1 protein-coding gene is annotated in these 1635 nt (G+C 34.0%); it reads right to left on the bottom strand.

What is annotated here, in order from left to right; genetic code table 11:
- Positions 1 to 684: 684 nt before the first annotated feature.
- The coding region (locus tag IP023_RS10225) for a c-type cytochrome (protein ID WP_241790179.1) at positions 685 to 1635 on the bottom strand (951 nt) is incomplete at its 5' end.

Below are 1635 nucleotides of genomic sequence, written 5' to 3'. Positions count from 1 at the left end.
TTAAAGTTAAATTGTAACTTTCGTTTCTCAACTACTCATTACGCTACATGATCATTTTCTTAAAGAACTTTCTTCGCATCCGCATCGCGCTTCTGCTTATATTTCGAGCATTACTGCTGTACTTATCGTTTTTTGTTTTCCCTTCGTTTCCGTCGGGACTGCAAAGGTAGAAAATTTATTCTAATCTCCAAATCAACTACTCATTACGCTACATGATCATTTTCTTAAAGAACTTTCTTCGCATCCGCATCGCGCTTCTGCTTATATTTCGAGCATTACTGCTGTACATATCGTTTTTTGTGTTCCCTTCGTTTCCGTCGGGACTGCAAAGGTAGAAAATTTATTCTAATCTCCAAATTTTATTTGAAGATTTTTTTGTTTTGTTTTTCGCATATTTCTATGCTTAAACATCTTCTACTCTACTTTTTCAAGGTTGTTACCAACCGTTACTCCCTTGCGGAGTGGTGCAAAGATAGCACAAAATATATCCTACTTCCAAGTGTTTTATTCCTTATTTTTTGGAATAGTCGCTAAGTTGTTGACTTAATGCCGGATAAAATGAAAAACCCAAAGGATAATTGGAGAATTAATAGGTTGAAACATATAGATAATGATTTAAACAATAATTACTGTGCGTATATTTTACCATATTAATCCAGTAGTTACAACCTAGCAAACAAATATTTAATTAAATTTTCTCACCTCAATTTTATTAGTTATAGGCTTCAAACTCTTCAAATAGGCATAAATAGCTCCTAAATCATACGAAGACATACCACTATACATTTTCCAAGGCATAGGTGTATTCATTTCATTAGGCTTCACTTTAGGAATCTGATAGGCAGAATCAGCATATAATTTAAATTTATGAATAAAAGTATCCTTCGACAATAAACCAATTCCTGTGGTCTTATCCATTGTAATATTAGGAGCTGTTAAGATACCATTAGGCAGTTTGAATTCCATTCCTCCAGAATATTCCGTACCCTTAATGATTTTACCTTTGGAAACCGTGCTATGGCAATCTACACAGCCAGCAGCGTTAATTAAATAAGCTCCATAATTAATAGTATCTGATTTCTCGGGAAGAGCCATATGGTCAAACTGTTTAGGTTCTAAATTAACTAAAATATTAACTGGAAAATCTAATTTAGTAGCGGGTATAGCTGCACCCTTCAAAGGAGGTAAACTACGTAAATAAGCTATGATACTATAAATATCTTCTTTAGCCATAATACCAAATCTATGATAAGACATTACAGGAAATAAAGCTACACCTTGCTTATCTACACCAACAGTAATCGCACGATAAATATCAGCATCTGACCATGTATCTAAAGCTGCTGGAGTAATGTTCTTAGCTGTGATAAAACCAGGAAACCCCATTTCCTGATTAAAAACTTCACCACCTATCCCTTCTGTACCGGGTACTAAAGGAGCGCTATATATTGACCAATCCCGTTGACTATGACAATCAATACATACTGTTACATGATTGGCTAAATATTTACCTCGTTCCAGTCGTTCTGGAGTAATAGCAATAGTTAAATCATCTGAATTTGCAACATCAGGTAATTTAAATTTTATATAGAGCCCAGCTATAAAGACTAACAATAAAACGAAACAGATAATTAA

The sequence above is a fragment of the Sphingobacterium rhinopitheci genome, from assembly GCF_022627575.1.
Taxonomy (GTDB): Bacteria; Bacteroidota; Bacteroidia; order Sphingobacteriales; family Sphingobacteriaceae; genus Sphingobacterium; species Sphingobacterium rhinopitheci.
This window is presented reverse-complemented; position numbering and strand designations above follow the sequence as displayed.